This window comes from Bacillus sp. FSL R5-0434 (assembly GCF_038004745.1).
In the GTDB taxonomy this organism is placed as follows: domain Bacteria; phylum Bacillota; class Bacilli; order Bacillales; family Bacillaceae; genus Bacillus; species Bacillus halotolerans.
The window spans coordinates 1828288-1844834 of the sequence record NZ_JBBORV010000001.1 but is presented as its reverse complement, the minus strand read 5'-3'; the positions used below and the strand labels follow the sequence as shown (position 1 = coordinate 1844834).

Annotated in this window: 1 protein-coding gene; it reads right to left on the bottom strand. The window is 46.1% G+C overall.

Going from position 1 to position 16547, the window contains the following annotated elements; all coding sequences use genetic code 11:
• Positions 1-8: 8 nt before the first annotated feature.
• A complete protein-coding gene (locus NYE43_RS09285) occupies positions 9-16490 on the bottom strand; it encodes a non-ribosomal peptide synthetase (protein WP_341062724.1) in 16482 nt (5493 codons plus the stop codon).
• Between the last annotated feature and the right edge of the window lie 57 nt (positions 16491-16547).

Here is a 16547-nt window from a genome sequence, read left to right as displayed (position 1 = left end):
TTCCCCTCCTATAACAGTTGTTGTATCGTTGTGCTGTCTCCCGGGTGATAGCTTCGCAGTTTCTCAATGGCGGAGCTGTGAGTTTCCGGATACACCTCAATTGTTTCGTCATTCTGTCCTGAGTCATTGCCCGTTTCGCAGTCTGCCATCTTCATCATCACAAGCTGTTTCAGCGGCCCCCCGAGCAGCAGTTCCAACGCTTCCATCGCTTCAGGGGCTTCAATGGAGCCTATGCCCGCCTGCGCCATTCTTCGCTGATAATCAGGTGAGGAAACAACACCAATGCTGCCCCAATAACTCCAATTGATCACAGCTACTGTACAAGGCCATACTTGTGAAAGCCGATGAGCAAAAGCATCCTTAAAGCTGCAGCCGGCAGCATAATTGCTCTGTCCTGAAGCTCTTGCAAATGATTGTACGGAAGAGAAAAACAAAGCAAAGTCCAACGGCTCTTTCTGGAAGACTTGAGCCATTTGCACACTTACATCCACTTTTGCAGAAAGAACATTTCTGAAACGTTCCTCGTCCATATTCATCAGGCTTTGGTCTTGCAAAACGATGGCAGAATGAATGATTCCGTTGATTTCCCGATGTATTTGTTTGATGGCTGCATAAGCGCGTTCCAAGTCCTCTCGGTTTGCGGCATCAGCTTCGATATAAAACGGAGCCGGCCCTAAACGCGCAAGTCTGTCCAGCTTGCTTTGAATGGATGCATCTTTTGTTCTTCTGCCAATCCAAACGACATGCGCTTGGTATGTTCGAATCACATATTCGCTCCAAGCTTCTCCAATTCCGCCCGCACCGCCTATGACCACATAAACGCCTCCGTGTTTATACTTGGTGTGCACAGGCTGATTGCTGTGTACAGGGATCAGACGCTGTTTGTGCCAGGTTTTGTTCCGATACGCCCAAGTATTTCCCTCTTGGTCGAAAGGCAGGGAAAAGATTTCAGCCACCGGCCAATCCTTATTTCGATCTACATCGATCAGTTTTGTCTGCCAATTTGTATATTCTTTTGCCATCGAGCCGATCAGACCGTGAAGACCGGCATCAATTGGATTGACAATGTCATGCTGACCAACACATTGCGTATTCGCTGTCACGACCGTCCAGCTTATCGTCTTCTCTCCATAGCCTAAAGAAAGCATCGCCTTAATGAGCCTGAACAGTTGCATAACGCTTTGGTTTTGGGCTTCAATCATGTCATCACCGATTTCGTACTCCGCAATATGGGAAGGAGAAATCCACACAATATGGTCAAATGCCCCTAATGCTTCAAGCTCGTTTGCCAACTGATGAATAGAATCATGCGGCATGATGTGCAGCTCTTTGGCAAGCGGGAACTGTCTTTGTACAGCGTTTCTGCTGTTTTCATCCCCACCTAGAATGACAACACGCTCATCAGCAGACGGAATGATCCTGCTATTCTCCGTTTGCACTTGATCCCATACCGGCGCCATTAGAAGCGCTCCATTAAGAGACGCCTTGCTGTCAGATGGTTTTATTTTTTCCGGGCGTTGTATGTCTTCTTCTATCACTCTTGAGGAAATGCCCTTGATTCTTACACATACCTGGCCTTGTTCATCACATAGATCAATATCCAGCCGTTGTATTCTGTCCTCGTTTGGACGCGAGGCGACAGAGACCCACATGTTTTCTGTACATGGGCTGTATACCTCAAGCTCCTGCAGTGCAAAAGGCAATGAAAGCTGTTCATCTCCGGAATTAAGCTTTAACCCGATCGACGCCTGTAAAGCAGAATCCGTCATACTCGGATGAAGTACAAATTCGTTCAGCGTTTGAGATACTCCAGACGGCAGCGAAAGCTCTGCCAACGCTTGATTGCGGCCAATGTAAAGCTGCTGTATTCCTTGAAAACCAAGCCCGTATTCTATGCCGATCGCTTTAAATAACTCATAGCACTGTTCATTTGACAGTATGCTTTGACTGCATTGCGATTGCAGCGCGCTGATATTATGAGAAGGAATGTTTCCTGCTTCTCTTATCTCAACACTGCCCTGACTGTGTACCTTTCGTGCGCTCTCACCGTCTTCTGTAAAGATTTCAAAAGCAATTTCACCATCGTGCTGAGGTTCAAGACTGATATGCACTTGGACAGGCTGACCGTCCGCCACAATCGGCTGCACCCAAACAACATTTTTTATATGAATGACAGATTGATGATCTTTGAGCCCTCGCACTGCCTGCGAAATGGCTGCATGCACCATCTCAAGATACGCGACCCCCGGCATGACCGGCTTTCCCTTCACCTTGTGGTCGTTGAAAAAGAACTCAGCGCCTGTAAAGATTGAGCTGAAACGCTGCTCTGTCAAATCAGAAGTGTTGGTTTGTACTAATGGGTGCAAAACTGCTGTATCGACAGTTTTTGTCGGTGCCTTTTGCGTGATTGCCTCCTCTTTCATATCCGATATCCAGTAGCGCTCTTTTGCAAATGGATAGGTCGGCAAGCTGATGCGGTTAGGCAGTTTGCCGCTGTACAGTTTGTTCCAATCTATTTTTAATCCTGCTACCCATAATTCAACCAGTTTTGTATAAACTTCGGGTTCCCAGTCATTTTTGAGTGTTTTCTGAATGTCTTCGTCTGACCTGAGTGTCTGTAATATCCCTTTATTCGCCCTGCCTCTATACATGTTGGTCGCATTGGTTTGTCCTTCTATAAAGAGGTACAGTTTCTCCAGCAAATCTTGAACCGAGACAGCGATAATCCCTAATCTCTCCTCCATTGCATCGCGCCCCTCTTGGAGTGTATAAGCAATATCAGTGAGATCACGATCTGAGATTGAATGTTTGCTGATAAAATCCGCCAATTGCTGTGCTTGGTCCTTCAGGCGATCTTCTTCCTTTGCCGACAAGACAAAGATGCCCGGGTTCTGTGATGTCACTGCTGGCGCTTGTTCAGATGGAGCAGTTTCTTTTGGAATATATTCCTCAATGACCACATGGGCATTGACACCGCCTATGCCAAATGAACTGACTCCGGCTCGGCGAGGCAGCTCCCGTCCGTTTTCATCCCGCAGCGATTTCCATTCTCTGGATTCCTGCACGATATAAAATGGGCTGTCTTCCAATCTGATATACGGATTGATCGTCTCACTGTGCAGACTTTTTACCAGCGTTTTGTGTTTTAGCTGCAACAGGATTTTGATGACACCGGCTACACCGGCTGCGAGCGATAAATGGCCGATGTTTGTCTTCGCTGAACCCAGTCCGCAATGGCTGGCATGAACAGAAGGATCTCCCGTTTTCTCGTACAGTTCTTTAAATGCAGCCTTCAGCCCGTTAATTTCTACCGGATCGCCAAGTTCCGTTCCGGTTCCATGCGCTTCAATATACGTCACAGTTCTCGGATCGATTCCCGCCTTCATATAAGCGGTTTTTACGACTTCTGCCTGAGCCTTCGGATTAGGAGTCGTCAGAGAATTCGCGCGGCCTCCGTGATTTACCGCACTTCCTTTGATCACACCGTAAATATGATCGCCGTCGCGTTCCGCCGCCTTTAGTTTTTTCAGGAAGAGGATGCCTGCACCTTCACTGACCGCAAATCCATCGGCTTTATCAGAAAACGTTTTGCATTTTCCTTCTTTGCTCAGAGCCCCTGCTTTATCGTAGGCAATGTGGCCTTGCGGTGTTACAACCGTGTTGACGCCTCCCGCGATCGCCATTTCACAGTTTCCAGCTTCAATTGCACAAACTGCATGATGAATGGCGACCAGTGAGCTTGAACATGCCGTGTCAATCGGTTCGCTCGGTCCATGAATGTTCAGAAAATAACTGACTCTATTCGGTCCGGCAGAAGGACTCATATTAGCAGCTGCAGAGCCTTCGATATCTACATTTGAGAGAAGAGAGCTGTATCCCGTGTTTCCAGTACCGATGAATAAGCCCGTTTTGGTTCCTGATAGGCTTTGGGCTGAATGTCCCGCTTCTTCTATCGCTTTCCAAGCATAGGTCATTAATAGACGCTGCTGAGGCTCCATCTGCTCAGCCTCCAGCGGAGAAATGCCGAAGAACAACGGATCAAAGTCGGCTACTCCATCAATAAAACCGCCCCATTTGACGTTCGTTTTATTTGCTTCTTTTAGCGGGTCTCCGTAGTACTCACGCCAATCCCAGCGGTCTTTTGGAACCTCTGTTATACAATCTGTCCCTTCTTTCAAATTCATCCAGTACTCCTCAACATCCTTTGCTTTTGGGAAAACTCCGCTCATCCCTACAATGGCAATAGGTTCGGGCTCAGGCGCATGCTCGGCTGCATTCTTCACTGGCAGCTCCTTTGGTTTGCCAAAACGGTTTTCGGTTGAAAACCTGATGTCTTTCATGGCTTTTTCCGCAGGCTGTACAGGCAGATCCTCCTTGACAGGTACTGCAAATTGCGCCGAGAATGTATTTTGATATTCTGCTGATAAATACGCGGCAAAGGCAGAAACAGTTGCATGCTCAAAGAAAATTGTAGGGGTCAGATCCAGCTTGTATTGTTCATTCAATATATTAGCGAATTCAGTCAAAGTGATTGAATCAAATCCATATTGATTAAACTCCATATCCGGATCAATCTCTTCAGTTTTGATTTTGAGCAATTGAGAGATTGCTTGCTTTAAAATGTCTTGTATTTGGTCCAATAAGCTGTCTTGATCCATTCTTGCTTTCTGGGTCACCGGTTCTTGCGCTGGTTTATTCGGAACATCTTCAGAAGGCTGCTTTTGAGACAGCTTTTCTCTCATCATGTCTCTGATACCTTCCATGACAATGACGTTATCTTTATCAAAAGCCAACCCTTTATAAAGTGCCTGAATGCCGGTTTCGGTTCGCATAGCCGTAACGCCAGTATTTTTCATTGTCATTTTTTCAGTTTCTTTATTTACACGCATGCCGCCCTCTTTCCACAGCGGCCAATTGATCGACAATGTTTGGCCGTGTCTGTACATGGCGGTCACAAGCGCATTACGATAAGCGGCATAGCTGTCCATAAATGCATTAGCCATCGCATAATCCGCCTGTCCCGCGCTGCCGGTGATACTAGATATGGAAGAGAAAAGGATAAAGAAATCTAACGCGAGATGCTCGGTTGCCTTATCCACATTTACGAGCCCTTTTACCTTAGGAGCGAGGACCTGCTTAAGTTCTTCATTTGTTTTATTCATGAGATAGTTGTCTTTAAGCAGTCCAGCACTGTGAATCACACCATGCAAGTCGCCATAATCAGCTGTGATCCTTGTGATTAACTCGGACGCAGCCTCCGTTTGAGTCACATCAACCCGTCTGTACTCTGTACGAGCACCTAAACGCTGCAGTTCGCTAAGCTGTAATTGCTGATCAGCGCTAAGCGCGGACCTGCCTGTAAGAATCAAAACAGGCTGTTTGACTTGGCTTGCAATTTCTTTCGCAAAAATAAATCCAAGTCCTCCTGCGCCGCCTGTGATGAGGTACACACCCTGATCCCTCCACGGCAATCTGATTTCACGGTCAGGCGTATGAATTTCATTTAATTCATTGATGTACCGTTTGCCTTTTTCATATTTAATGCGCTGATCTCCTGCGTTTCTTTTATTCTCTTGGACTATCTCTGCGATCCTATTCATAGTTTCGTTTGTATCGATTTCAATCGTCTGGCCGATCAGCTTTGTATTCTCCAGCCCGGCCGTTTTAAGGAGCGCCGAAAGTCCTGAGAAAGAGTAATGCTTTCTTTGCGCTGAGGTAAGCATTTGGATCAGAACATGGCCTTGCGGCTTGCTTTTGAGGATACTCTGTATCGTCTCAAGCGCTTGTTCGGCATAATCTTGGAATCGCTCTGCCAGACCCTCCCGATAAGACTCTAATACTATACATTCCGCTCCTTTGAGCTTTGATTCAATACTGTCTTTTGAGAGTCCGTTCATTTCACAAAGCATGATAATATGCCGTTCATATTCTGGTTCCAGACCGTCTTTGTCGATCTCCTTAGACATCCATTTTTCCTCAAACATCAAAGTTTCCATTGTTTGGTCAGACTCTGCTGATCTAGGGTCGCTTTCTGCCGCTCTGAATGACAAACCTTTTAACCGTACGCAAACATTGCCGTTCTCATCTAAGATATCGATATCCCGTTTTTGTACCTTATCAGTCGCTTTGCTGCCTTCACTGAATCTGGCGTATACCCACATGTTCGAGGAGCATGTCCCGAAGACTTCAAGCTCTTGAACCGCAAAAGGCAGCGTCAGCCGGTTATCTCCTGCGCCTGTCAAAATGCTGGATGCCTGTAAAGCGGAGTCCATCAGACCCGGATGCATGCTGAATTGGCCAATTGTATCTAAGACAGAAGGATGCAATGACAATCTTGCCAATACAAAATGTTCAGCTGTATAAATCTTTTCTACACCGCGATAAGCTGGACCGTAGTCAAAACCAATCATTTTATAGGTGTCGTATACTTCGTTTACAGAGAAATGAGTTTGCTGACACTTCTTGCGCAGGGATGCTACATCAATGACCGGCGTATCCGCAGCAGGATGTAATTCAGCCCCGCCTTGACTGTATACTATTGGTTTGTCACCGGCTATTTCCGGGTTGCCGTAGATTTCATACGTAATGTCACCATGCTCCTCCGGAAAAAGCCTGATGTGTACTTGCATCGGCTGCTCCCCGACTACAATCGGCCGCACCCACACTGTGTTTTTGAGCGTAATGCGATACTGACCGTTTTGTACCTCGGCTGCCTGCTCAATGGCAGCCCGCGCCATTTCAAGATGGGCCACTCCCGGCAAGATCCGTTGGCCTTTGACAACATGATCTGCAAGGAAAAACTCTTCTCCCGTATAGATTGAGCTAAACCGCTGTTCCGAGAGATTCGAAGTGTTTTGATGCATTAATGGATGTAACACAGATGCGCTGATGTGAGATGCTTTTTTGTCGGCTTCAAGGCTTCCCCTATTTGCGACATAATCAGAAATCCAGTAACGGTCTTTCGCAAACGGATATGTCGGCAAGCTAATGCGATGCGGCTCATTCTCGCCATACAGCTTCGCCCAGTCCACATCAAGCCCTTTCACCCATAATTCCAGCAATTTTGCATACTTTCCGCGCTCCATCCATTTTTCAACCGCTTCTTGAATTTCTTCATCTTCCGTCAGCATTTGCAGCGTTCCTTTATCAATCCGCCCTCTATATACATCCTCCACATTATTTTTGCCGGCTGCATAGTCTTTTAGCTTGTCTTGCAAATCCTCAATTGACCCGGAAATGATCCCCAGCCGTTCTTCCATCGCGTCTCGCCCGGCTTGCAGCGTATAAGCAATATTTGCGAGATCTTCGTCTTTGTAAATATGCTGGTCTAACGCTTCAGCCAGCTGCTGTGCGTATTCTTTCAGTCTTGCTTCATTTTTAGCTGATAGGACGAAAATACCTGGATGTTCAGAAGTGATCGACGGTATGTTGCCAGCGTCCGCCTTCGGAATATATTCCTCGATGAGCACGTGGGCATTTACCCCGCCGATACCAAATGAACTGACGCCTGCACGGCGAGGCAGCTTCTGCCCCTGCTCATTCTGTAGCGCTTTCCATTCTTCTGTTTCCCGAACGATATAAAATGGGCTGTTTTCAAGCTGAATATACGGATTGACAGTCTCGCAATGGAGACTTTTCACTAAGGTTTTGTGTTTAAGCTGCATTAAAATTTTAATAATTCCTGCTGCACCGGCTGCAAGCGATAAATGACCGATGTTTGTCTTCGCTGAACCAAGGCCGCAATAATGATTAGCAGAAGTGTCTCCTTCTTTTACACCCAGCCCTTTAAAAGCCGCTTTCAATCCGTTAATTTCAACCGGATCTCCAAGCTCCGTACCTGTTCCGTGAGCCTCAATGTACGTCACCGTTTTGGGATCGATTCCCGCCTTTTGGAATGCCGTTTGAATGACTTCCGCCTGGGCCTTCGGATTAGGCGTCGTTAAAGACGCCGCACGCCCCCCGTGGTTCACTGCGCTTCCTTTTATCACCCCATAAATATGGTCTCCCGCTTCCTCGGCCGCTTTTAACTTCTTCAGAAACAGTATGCCGGCTCCTTCCCCATGAGCAAAACCATCAGCTCGATTTGAGAACGTCTTGCATTTGCCTTCTTTGCTCAGGGCACCCGCTTTATCAAAGCTGATATACACCTCAGGCAGAATAATCGTATTAACGCCGCCGGCTAATGCCATGTCACAAGTGCCTTCCTCGATTGAGGAAATGGCGTGATGGATCGCTACCAATGAACTGGAGCACGCCGTATCAATAGGTTCACTCGGCCCATGCAGATTAAGGAAATAACTGACACGATTCGGACCGACTGACGGGCTCGTGTTAGCTGCCGCTGACCCTTCTATTGCCGAGTTCGCTTTAGATAAAAGAGAACTGTATCCTGTATTTCCCGTTCCGATGAATACGCCTGTTTTTGTGCCTGACAGACTTTTTGCCGAATACCCCGCATCTTCAATCGCTTTCCATGCGTAAGTCAATAATAAGCGTTGCTGTGGCTCCATTTGTTCAGCTTCACGCGGGGAAATGCCAAAGAATAATGGGTCGAATTCCGCAATGCCGTCAATAAAACCTCCCCATCTTACATTCGTTTTATTGGCTTCCTTCGCAGGGTCCCCTTCATATTCGCGCCAATCCCAGCGGTCTTTCGGAATTTCCGTCATGCAGTCCTTGCCTTCTTTTAAGTTCTTCCAGTAGGCATCCACATCTTTTGCCATAGGAAAAATGCCGCTTATTCCGACGATTGCGATTGGCTCGGGACCGGATTCACTCTGTATGGTTGCCGGCAGCATAACCGGCTGCTTTCGGCGTCTTTTTGAGGTGACATGTATGGTTTTATCCTGTTCAAATGCAGGCTGAGCCTGAACCTTTGACCTGGTCCGTACAGCAAATATTTTCGCAAATACCGCTTGATATTCTTCTGACAAATGCTTGCCGAACTCATGGATCGTCGGATGGTCAAAAAAGACGGTTGGCGTCAGCGCCAGTTTATATGCCCGATTGATATGGTTGGTGAATTCAGTCATAGAAATGGAGTCAAACCCATACACCGTCATTTCGGCATGGTCATCAATCGTTTCAAATGGAACCTTTAATAGCTTGGCGACCTCCCGCTTTAACATCGCCTTTACTTTATCCAGCAAACTCCCTGTGTCAATGCTCTTTGCCGGTTCAGTCATGCTTTCTGTTTCCCTCTTTTCAATAGGTGCTGAGGCTGTTTTTGACAGCATGTTTTGTTTTATCTTCTGAACGTTGCCTTCCATCACCATGACTTGGCTTGCCTCACTATTGAACGCTTGATAAAAAGCTTGTATGCCTTGTTTTGCTTCCAGAGGAACAATTCCGGCCAGCTGCACAAGTCTTTTCTCCGTTTCACGATCGACCTTCATGCCGCCCTCTTTCCATAATGGCCAGTTTACAGAAAGCGTTTTGCCATGCCGCTGACCGTGTTCGGCTAGCGTACTGCGGTATCCGGCATACATATCCATAAATACATTGGCTGCCGCATAGTCAGCCTGACCAATGCTGCCTAAACTTCCCGAAAGAGATGAAAAGAGAATGAAAACATCCAATGCCAAATCTTTGCTGGCTTCATCCAGGTGAACGAGTCCTTTTACTTTAGGCGCCAGCACATCATGCAAATCTTCTGCTGATTTCTTGGCCAAATAGCTATCTTTAATAATTCCCGCGCTATGAAGAATGCCATCAAGACGGCCATGTTCTTTCTGGATATTGTTCATTAACTGGTACACTGCGATTTTATCGGCAACATCCATTTGCTGATAGGTGATCTCGGCCCCTATGGCGCGAAGCTCTTCAATCTTCCCTCTTTTATTATCATTCAGAGGTGAACGGCCCGTCAGAACGACTGTCGCATTTTTTGTTTGTTCAGCAATTTCTTTTGCGAACATAAGGCCTAAGCCACCGGCACCGCCTGTGATGAGATAAACGCCGCCGTCTTTCCACGGCATGCTGATGTTACGGCTTGCCGCTTTCATTTCACTCCAATCTGCAATAAATCGTGTGCCGTTTTGATATCTGATATGGGTGCCGCTGCTTATTTGATTTTCTTTCAGTTTGCGGGCGATACTTTCCCCGCTTTCTTCACTGCTGATTTCAATCATTTGTCCGGTCAGCTTAGCCGTTTCTAACTCGGCCGTTTTCAGCAGCCCTGTCAATCCAGAAAACAATTGCTGCTCGCCTTCTGTGGAGGTCACGATCTGAATCAGAATATCTCCTTTCGGTTTCTCGCGAATCAGCGCTTGCACTTTTCTAAACACCTGTTCCGTATACGAATGAAAACGCCCATCCACTGAAGCAGGCCTTGCTTCCAGGATGAAGACATGGACATGCTCCATTTCTGCTTCGATCTTTTTTCTCATGTCCTGATCACATTCACAGAGGAACACGAGATGCTCTGCATATTCTTTATCCGCTTTTCCGCCAGCCTTTTGTTCTTTCCAAACGGGCTGAAGCAATAAGGTTTCTGAATGTGATGATTCTGTTTGTATGTCAGCCTCCATCACTCTCGTCGAAAACCCCTTCATCCGTATACAAACGCTGCCATGCTCATCGCATAGGTCAATATCAACTTTCTGTATCAGATCGCCCGGTTTATTTTTTGAATTGAATTGAACATAAACCCACATATCAGAAACGCATTCATGAAAGACTTCAAGCTCCTCTAAAGCAAATGGCAGTGCGGCTTTAAAGTCTTCACTGTCAGAAAGCTCCGCCCTGGTGACGTTTTGCAAATATTCAGCCGCCTGTAACGCCCCATCCAATAAACTTGGATGAAGAGCATAATCGGCTGCTGTATGAGAGACAGATCCCGGCAGCGATAATTTGGCAAGCAGCTGGCCGTCTCCTTTATAAACGGTCTCCACACTCTTGTATCCTGGACCGTAATCGGCTCCGATCATGCCTTCATAAAATAAGGAGGTGTCCATCAAGCCTTGATTACATTGATTCTTTATCGCCTCTAGATCCAATACCTCCGCATGCTTTGGCTGAAATAATTCCGCTATGCCCTGGTTATATACAATTGGGTCTGCGTCAGCGGATTCCGGTTCACCATACATCCGATAAAGAATATCTCCGCCGTCTTCATCATAGAGCCCGATGTTTACTGTAACCGGCTCATCTCCCGCTACAACCGGACGCATCCAAACCACATGTTTCAGGCGGATTCCGGATTCCTCATCATCTAAACCGCCAATTCCTTGTTCTATAGCGGCTCTTGCCATTTCAAGCGTGACAGCTGCCGGCAAAATCGCCATCCCTTTAATGATATGCTCAGCAATAAAATACTCCTGTCCTGTGAAGCTGGAGCTGAACCGCTGCTCCGATAAAACAGATGTATTCTGGTGCACCAAAGGATGCAAGCGTGATGGTACGGCTGTTTTACGATTGCCCGTGCTGATGTCAGGCCAATACCGTTCTTCAGCAAAAGGATATGTCGGCAGACTCATGCGGCGCGGCTTCGTATTCGGGTAAAGATGGCGCCATTCAACCTGAAAACCTTTGGCCCACACTTCGGCAAGCTTTTTCAGTTTGCCTTTGGACATCCATGAAGCAACCAGTTCTTCTGTTTCCTCATCCCCAAGCAAGAGATCAGCGGATTTCACTCGCGTTTTTTCTCCTTGAATACAGCCTTCTGTCAACGGTTGTCCATTCACAAAACGCTCCAGCTGCAGCTTCCATTCTTCCAAATCGCTCGCCATAAAAATAACTCTTGTGTCCATCGCCTCCCTGCCGATCTGGAAGGTGTATGCTAAATCCCTTAAAGAGTGTTGTGTCAGATCATTTTGACTGACAAATGTCAGCAGTTCTTTTACATATGCTTGCAGCCGCTCCCTGTTCTTTGCCGATACCGGAATGAGGTACGGAGGATTTCCTTCGTTATCCGCTCTTGTATCTTGGGCATTTTCATATTGTTCGAATATGGCATGAGCGTTCGTTCCGCCAAGCCCAAACGAGCTCAGCGCTGCCCGATGTACACCTTGATTTTTCTGTAATAATTTTCGTTCGCGGACAACATAAAATGGAGAGCTGTCAAAGTGAATATTAGGATTCGGCTCCTGGCAGTTGATAGTTGGCGCAAGTTCGTTATGAGATAAGCTCATGGCAACCTTAATGCAGCCGGCTAACCCTGCGGCAGTATCCAAATGTCCGATATTGGTTTTCACCGAACCGATTCCGCAAAATTGTATTTTGTCCGTGTATTGCTTGTACACTTTGTTTAAGGCAGAAATTTCAATAGGGTCGCCTAATTTAGTCCCTGTACCGTGTGCTTCAATGTAGCTGATCGTTTCAGGATGGATATCGGTTTCGTCCAATACGCTCTGTATGACTTCTGTTTGGCCTTTTACGCTAGGTGCATAAAAGCCGGCCTTATCAGCTCCGTCATTATTGATTCCTATTCCGCGCATGATGGCGTAAATATGGTCTCCGTCTCTTACCGCATCCACAGCTTTTTTCAATAGGACGACAGCTACACCTTCTCCTCCAGCCATTCCGTCAGCTGCGGCGTCAAATGCCTTAACATGCCCGTCACTTGAAAAATTCAATCCGTTTTGATGCACATAGCCTATTCCTGACTGCGCGTGCAAGGTTGCGCCTCCAACAAGCGCGTATTCAGATTCACCAGCTGTTAGGCTTTTGTACGCTTGATACAAACCTACTAGTGAAGAAGAACAATTGGAATGAACAAAGTAGCTTGGCCCCTTTAATCCGAGCTTGTGCGAGATCATCGTCGGGATCGTTCCGCTTTGGGCTAATACCCATGAGACATAGCCATCCGGAGATTCATGTCCTTCTGTTCTCTCCTTCGGCAATAACGTTCTGTAGGAATTGTTGCTTGCAGACATATACACACTTGTTTCCGGAATCTCTTTTGCCACATAGCCCGCATCCTCAATTGCTTTCCATGAATGCAGCAATAAGAGACGGAGCTGAGGGTCCATAAACTCAGCATCTTTAGGAGAGATCTGAAAGAAACCTGGGTCAAACAAATCTTTTCCCTCAATCACAGATTGCACAGGAACGTAATCAGGATGTTGAATTAATTCTTCAGGCACTCCATTTTCTCGCAGTTCTTCTTTTGAAAAAAATTGAATACTTTCCTTGCCTTCTTTGATTTGATTCCAGAACTCATGATGATTTTTTGCCCCCGGAAACTGGCAGGAGATCCCCACAATGGCAATACTGTCTTCAAAATACGGCGGCAGCGCTTTCTGTTCCGTTTGTTTCACCCTCTTCACATTCTGCTTGCTTTCATTTTGAGGAATGGCCGCCGCATCTGTGTTTTTCATTTCAATAATGTATTGGCTGATGGCCCTGATATTGGCGTACTCGAACAGCTCCGTTACACTGAATTCACAGTCAAATTCTTTTTGGATTCGTTCCGCCACGGCCACGGCAAGAAGTGAATCGCCTCCCACATCGAAAAATCCGTCCTCTGGCCCAAAACCGCTGACTTTCAGCATATCCTCCCAAATGAGCTGCACTTTGCCCTCTACTTCTGATAACTGTAAGTGTTGTGTTTTTCTATTATTTAAAATGACCTTCCGATGTTCCAATTCCTTGCGGTTCACTTTCCCGCTTGGTGTTAACGGCATCTCATTCAGGCGGATAAAGTGCGCAGGTATCATATATTCCGGCAGGCTGGATTTCAGGCAGCGGCGCAAATCGTTTGGATCGATAGGCGGATGTCCATTTTGCTCCGTATAATATGCAGCCAGCTTTTTATGTCCTTCCAGCTGTTTGACCACTACTGCCTGATCTAAAATGCCCGGATATTCACTCAGTTTCGTTTCTATTGCACCTAATTCAATTCGGAAACCTCGGATTTTAACCTGGCTGTCAATGCGGCCTAAATATTCAATATTCCCGTCAGGCAGCCATCTTGCTGAATCACCGGATTTATAAAGCTTGGTCCCAGATTCAAACGGATTGTCAATAAATGTTTCCGCTGTCAGACCGGGCTGGTTATAATAGCCCCTTGCCAATCCGTCGCCTGCGATACAAAGCTCACCAGGTTTTCCGATCGGAACAGGCTTCAAATGCTGGTCCACGATATAAATCTTCGTATTGGATACAGGCTTGCCGATTGGCGTATGATGACTGGCGATATCTCCTGTTCCGCATCCGAAATAAGTCGCGTAAATGGAGGCTTCTGTTGGTCCATAAATATTTTCAACACGGCCGTTTTTAAAGATGGATACTGCCTTTTTCACCAATTCCTTAGGAAAGGCTTCTCCTGCAACCATCATGTATTTGATTGGTCCTTCTTCAGTAAATTTCCTGTTGTCTTTCGCCGTTTCTAAAAATACATGCAGCATGGCAGGAACAAAATTAACATGGGTCACTTGATATTTTTCAATCACATCCATGCACATCTGCGGTGATTTCTCTTCATCCGGCGGAAGAATAATAAGGCGGCCGTTTCCGATAAACCAGCCGAATAATTCCGATATGGATACGTCGAAAACATAGTTCGTCTTTAATAAATAAGCGTCCTCAGCAGTGACAGGATACTGAGATTCAAGAAAATTCAGCGTATTCATAATGCTCTGATGCTCTACCATGACTCCTTTAGGCTGTCCGGTACTGCCCGAGGTGTAAATGATATAAGCGAGATGATGGGGTTTGACTTCTCGTTTCAATCCACTTTTTTGTTGAGCTGTGTCCGTTTGACTGCAAGCCAAATCGATATTGATGACTTTTACATGGTCATCAGTTAATTTGTTTACTTTGTCATGAACTTTAGATTGTGTAAGGACAATGGACGCTTCACTGTCTTTGAGCATGTACGCTAATCGTTCTTGAGGGAAGTTCGGATCTAGAGGCACATACGCTCCGCCGGCTTTCAGAATCCCTAAAATTCCGATCAGCATATCAAACGAACGCTCTGCACAAATCCCTACCGGTCGTTCCGGTCCAGCCCCCTGTGCCTGAAGGTAAATGGCCAGCGATGTGCTTTTTTGATCTAATTCCTTATATGTAAGAGTCTCCTCTTCGAATACGACCGCTATCGCATCGGGGGTTTTTTTCGCTTTTTCCTCAAAAATCTCATGTATGCACTTGTCTTTGGAGTCATTTGTCTTTGTCTCATTCCATTGCTCGAACAAGCTGATTTGTTCTTGATCTAACTGTAAAGAGTATGTTTCAAGTGATAAAGACGGATCGTTAATGATGTTTTCAGTGAGTTTGATGTAGTTCTCCATCATTCTTTCAATGGTAGATAATTCATATATATCAGGGTTATAAAGAAGATGAAGCACTGTTTCGTTTTCTTGTTCATACACTTCCAGCGCCAGCTCGAATTCCCCTTCTTGCCGAATGTCTTCGATATATTTGATGCCAAGAGCTTGATATGGTTCCAGCATTTTTTGTAAGCCTGCTGTCTGAAAGAAATTCTGGTAGAGAAAGGCTGTTTGAAAAATCGGAGAATCCGCTGCTGAGCGGTCTACATTCAGTTCTCTTACCAGTGCCGGAAACGGGTATGCCGCATGGTCAAGTCCGTCTGCCACTGTCAGCTGCAGGTCTCGAAGGAACTCTTGAAATGTTTGGGTTCCTATCTCTTTACTCCGAACAGCCATCATATTAATAAAGTACCCGATGATCGATTCAAAACCGTCTTCAGGCCGCCCCATTGTCGGGACTCCCACAATGATGTCCTTTTGTTTTGTATAGTGATGCAGCAGCACTTTATAAATAGAAAGGTACACAACAGATTCGTTCACATAATGAGAACGTACTAACGACTTTATTTGCTTGCTCAGGTTATGAGGGAGCAAGCTTTTGTAAGCTTGCCCCTTATATTTTTGTGCTGAAGGACGGGGACGGTCGGCCGGCAGCTCAAGAATAGGCAGCGTTCCGGACAGCTGCTCTTTCCAATAAGCGAGATGCTCAGCCCCTTCTCTAGCGCCCAGCATACGGTTTTCCCAGTCAACAAAGTCAGGATAATCGGCCGGTAAAGTCTGCAGCATCAACTCTTCGCCTTGCAGCAATTGTTGATACGCCTCTAAAAGCGTCGATATAAATGTCAGCATTGACACACCGTCAAATATAATATGATGAACCGTGATAAGCACAATGCATGCCTCGTTTGACTGATGAAACAGACATGTGCGCATTAACGGACCAGTTTCCAGATGAAAAGGTTCTTTAGCTTTTTCTTTTAGGTAGGGCAATACCTCAGCTGAATGCATAGCTGAGATATCCGCTTCCTCAAAATGAAGAGCCTGCGACGGCTGAACCGTTTGAAATGGAATGCCATTTTCCTCTTGAATCACACTCGTTAAAACAGGATATTGTTTCTGTACAAACAGAAGGGCTTGCTTGAACGTCTCGACATGTAATTTTTTGCTGATGCGAAAGCATAAAGGAATATTATAAGCACCCATATCAGGAGACATTTTTTGAAGCATCCATAACCCTTTTTGACCTTCTGAAAGCGGGCTATTCAACTGACGCTTCATACTTTGAAGATGCTCTTCTACCTCAGTAATCGTTAATTCTCCTGATCTGTAGGCATC

Bases quoted from the DNA above. Each gene is read 5' to 3' on its own strand.
- NYE43_RS09285 (WP_341062724.1), bottom strand. From the start codon at position 16,490: ATGAAGCGTCAGTTGAATAGCCCGCTTTCAGAAGGTCAAAAAGGGTTA.